This window comes from Nocardia farcinica, assembly GCF_029867845.1.
In the GTDB taxonomy this organism is placed as follows: domain Bacteria; phylum Actinomycetota; class Actinomycetes; order Mycobacteriales; family Mycobacteriaceae; genus Nocardia; species Nocardia farcinica_A.
In genome coordinates, this window is the sequence record NZ_JARWRU010001168.1 from 1 (window position 1) to 3,734 (window position 3,734).

5 protein-coding genes are annotated in these 3,734 nt (G+C 69.8%); 4 read left to right on the forward strand and 1 reads right to left on the reverse strand.

The window, feature by feature from the left end; genetic code table 11:
- Both QH283_RS25930 and QH283_RS25935 read left to right on the forward strand, forming a co-directional pair.
- Nucleotides 1-1,088 (forward strand): Rv3212 family protein (locus tag QH283_RS25930; protein WP_280505554.1); only part of this gene is annotated, 1,088 nt, incomplete at its 5' end.
- Between the two features lie 72 nt (nucleotides 1,089-1,160).
- Nucleotides 1,161-1,661 carry a GNAT family N-acetyltransferase gene (locus QH283_RS25935; RefSeq protein WP_280505555.1) on the forward strand — a complete coding sequence of 167 codons (501 nt, stop codon included), beginning with the start codon at nucleotides 1,161-1,163 and terminating at the stop codon, nucleotides 1,659-1,661.
- Nucleotides 1,662-1,668: 7 nt separating this feature from the next.
- On the opposite strand, the gene QH283_RS25940 is transcribed toward QH283_RS25935, so the two are convergent.
- Entirely contained in the window at nucleotides 1,669-2,097 is a 429-nt protein-coding gene (locus QH283_RS25940; RefSeq protein ID WP_280505557.1) for a hypothetical protein, read from the reverse strand.
- Between the two features lie 111 nt (nucleotides 2,098-2,208).
- Here QH283_RS25940 and QH283_RS25945 point away from each other — a divergent pair, with 111 nt between their 5' ends.
- Complete coding sequence (locus tag QH283_RS25945; protein ID WP_280505556.1) at nucleotides 2,209-3,150, forward strand: diacylglycerol/lipid kinase family protein; 942 nt, start codon at nucleotides 2,209-2,211, stop codon at nucleotides 3,148-3,150.
- Between the two features lie 259 nt (nucleotides 3,151-3,409).
- Nucleotides 3,410-3,664: a WhiB family transcriptional regulator gene (locus QH283_RS25950; protein ID WP_040797922.1), complete on the forward strand. Its 255-nt coding sequence runs from the start codon at nucleotides 3,410-3,412 to the stop codon at nucleotides 3,662-3,664.
- The last annotated feature ends 70 nt before the right edge of the window (nucleotides 3,665-3,734 follow it).

Below are 3,734 nucleotides of genomic sequence, written 5' to 3' on the forward strand. Positions count from 1 at the left end.
CGACCACCCCGCCCGCCGCGGCCGAGATCCCCACCACCCTGCGAGAGCTGTGGCACGCCCCCGACGACGCGAGCGAACGCGCTCTCGTCGCCGGGGGCGCTGTGGTCACCGCGTCGGAGGGCACCGTCACCGGACGCGACCCGCGCACCGGTGAGGAGCTGTGGCACTACCGCAGGGACATGCCGCTGTGCGGGACCGAGGCCCAGTTCGGCATGGTGGTGGCCGTCTACCGGGACGAGCGCGGGTGCAGCCAGGCCACCATGCTGTCGGGCAGCGACGGCGCCCGCCGGACCGCGCGCAGCAGCTACATGGACGACCGGGTGCGGCTGTCGGTGGACGGCACCTACCTGCTCGCCCACGGCCCCGAGCGGCTGGAGATGTGGCGCTCGGATCTGGTGCGCACCGTCGAGTACGGCTACGTGGACGCGCCGGTCAACGTCAAGACCCAGCCGAGGCAGGGCTGCGAACTGCTGTCCGCGGCGTCGAGTTCCGCGCGGCTGGCGGTGCTCGAATCCTGTCCCGACGACGCGGGCCTGCGCCTGACGGTCATGAATCCCGCGCCCAAGGACAACACCGTCCCCGAGGAGTACGGCTCCCGGGTGCTGACCGGGCCGGACGCGCAGTCGCGGGACACAGAGGTCGTCGCCGTCTCCGACAGCAAGATCCTGCTCTACCGGCCCGGCGCCGACCTGGGTTCCGAACACGCGCCGCCCCGGCTGTCGGTCTTCGACGGCAACGGCAATCCCCTTGCCACGCACGAACTCTCGGCCCCGATGGACGATCCGAGGAGCGCCCGTGTCGGCTCGGTCTCGCTGGTGCACACCGGCTCGGAACTCATCGCGCTGAACGCGGCCACCCTGGAGCCGCAGTGGACCGTCCAGGACGCGCTCGGCACGCCCGCGCCGATGGCCACCCGCCTGCTCGTCCCGGTGCCGGGCGCAGTGGTCGCCGTCGACATGGTGACCGGCGCGCAGGTCGCGCGCATTCCGGTGGACCGTTCCGGTTCGGCGGACGCGGCGATCTCACTGGCGGTGCTGGGTGAGATCGTGCTGGAGAAGCGCGGCGACACGCTGTATGCCCTCGGCTGAGGGCGGTATGCCCTCGGCCGAGGGCGCCCACCGGAGTCCCGTCCGAGGACTCCCCGACCGAAGGGAGCACCCGTGAGCGACCCGCGCATCAGGCGCGCCACCCCCGAGGACGTGCCCGCCCTGGTCCGGCTGGTGTACGACCTGGCCGAATACGAACGCGCCCGCCACGAGTGCACCCTCACCGACGAGCAGTTGCACACCGCCCTGTTCGGTCCCTCGCCCGCGCTGTTCGCGCACGTGGCCGAGGACGAGACGGGCACGGTCGTCGGCTGCGCGATCTGGTTCCTGAACTTCTCCACCTGGGACGGTGTGCACGGCATCTACCTGGAGGATCTGTACGTCGACCCGGCCGCGCGCAAGACCGGCCTCGGCAAGGCGCTGATCGCCGCCCTGGCGAAGGAGGCGGTCGACCGCGGGTACAGCCGGGTGTCGTGGTCGGTGCTCACCTGGAACACCCCCTCCATCGACTTCTACCGGGCGCTCGGCGCGGACGAACAGGACGAGTGGGTCGGATACCGCCTCAGCGGTCCCGCGCTGTCCGCCCTGGCCGCCACCGCGCGGGCACACCCCTGAGGGGCCCTCACCCCCGCGGGGCCGCCCCGCCGTAGTCCTCGGCCATCCAGCGATTCGTCGGCGGGGCGAACAGCGACACCAGGGCACCCACCACCACGATGCCGAGCACGGTGCCGTAGAGGGGCTGGTGGGAGTCGGTCAGCAGCGACCAGACGACCGGAAGCAGCAGGATCTGCGCGATCACCGCGATCGAGCGGCCCCACCGGTGGCCGAGCAGCAACCCGATGCCCGCGGCGAAGACCGCGCCGCCGAGGATGCCGAACCAGGCGGCGGTGCCGTAACCGCTGGCCTGGGACTGGTCGTAGCCGAGCAGGCCGCGGATCACCAGCACGAGTGCCACGCCCACGGCGACGCCGCCCTCCAGGGTCACCAGCGCGCCCGCGCTGCGCACCGTGGTCGGTGTCCGCTGTGCCTCGATCTCGTCCCGGCTCGTCATCTCGCCCTTGTCGCTGTCAGCCACGCGGCCAAGCCTACGACGGCGCGGTGGTCCGGCGGGGCGGCCGGTCGGATACCGGCGGCGGCCGCGCGCGCAACTAGGCTGCTCGGCGTGCGCACGCTGCTGATCGTCAACCCCAACGCCACCTCGACCACCCCGGCCACCCGCGACCTGCTCGCGCACGCGCTGGAGAGCCGCACGGAGCTGATCGTCGCGCACACCCAACACCGCGGCCACGCGGCCGAACTGGCCCAATGGGCGTCGACCAATCAGATGGATCTGATCGTCGTGCACGGCGGCGACGGAACGGTCAACGAGACCATCAACGGCTTCGTGCCGCTGCCCGAACTCGACGACGGCCAGGTGTGGCGGCCTCGGCTCGGTGTCATTCCCGGCGGCTCGGCCAATGTGTTCGCTCGTGCGCTCGGCATCTCCCCCGACCCGGTCACGGCGACCAACCAGCTCATCGATCTGCTGACGCTCGACCGCGACCGCAGGATCGGCCTCGGCCTGGCCGACGACCGCTGGTTCACCTTCAGCGCGGGCGTCGGCCTGGACGCGGACGTGTGCGAGGCCATAGACGCCGCGCGCGCGAAAGGCCACGCCGCCACGCCGGCGCGCTATCTTCGAACGACCGTTCGACAATTCTTCCGTGCCAAGGGGCGTGAACCGCTGGCGCGGATATCCATTCCGGGTATGGAGCCGGTCGACGGGGTTCATTACGCTTTCGTGACCAACACCGATCCGTGGACTTATCTGAACTCCACCCCCGTGCGCACCAATCCGGGCACCTGCTTCGAGAAGGGCCTCGGGGTGTTCGCCATGAGATCGATGTCACTGGTGCCCACCCTGCTGGTGGCCGGGCAACTGCTGGCCCCGGAGGGAAACCCGCGCTCGCGCAAACTCTTTCGCCAGGACGACGTGCCCGCCGTCCATATCGAGTCCCCGGAGCCGATCGGCCTGCAAATCGACGGCGACTTCATCGGCAAGCGCAACTCGGTGGATTTCACCGCGGTCTCCGGGGTACTCGATGTCGTAGCGCCCCAACCGTGAGGCGGGACTCACAGCTGTGACGATCCTCCCGGTTGCGCTGCGCAAAGCCGGGGAAGCGAGTAAAAAGGAGCGGGCGGGAACCCCATGTGGGAATCCCGATCGCGTGAGCTTCCCCACGGTGACCTGGATACCTATTGACATCTACGGTGTTCGTGAAAGCATTCACAAGCAACCGTGCGGAAACCTCCAGGTCGCACACGTTAACGAACCACAAACCATCGAGGCGTCCGCCAGGGGCGCCCAGTAAAGGAGCAGAGGAATGGACTGGCGCCACAAGGCCATCTGTCGCGACGAGGACCCCGAACTGTTCTTCCCGGTGGGTAACAGTGGTCCTGCGCTCGCGCAGATTGCCGATGCCAAGCTGGTCTGCGCTCGCTGCCCTGTTACCGCTGATTGCCTGTCCTGGGCCCTGTCCTCGGGACAAGACGCCGGCGTATGGGGCGGCATGAGCGAGGACGAGCGCAGGGCGCTGAAGCGTCGCAACGCGCGCACCCGCACCCGCACCGCCGTCTAGAGCGACGCCGCACGCGAGCTATACGGGGCATTTTCGAGTACGGCCGGTTATCGCGCATCCAGCCCGGTAC

Excerpts from the sequence above, each read along its gene's own strand:
- QH283_RS25950 (WP_040797922.1), top strand. The coding sequence starts at position 3,410 with ATGGACTGGCGCCACAAGGCCATCTGTCGCGACGAGGACCCCGAACTG.
- QH283_RS25940 (WP_280505557.1), bottom strand. The coding sequence starts at position 2,097 with ATGACGAGCCGGGACGAGATCGAGGCACAGCGGACACCGACCACGGTG.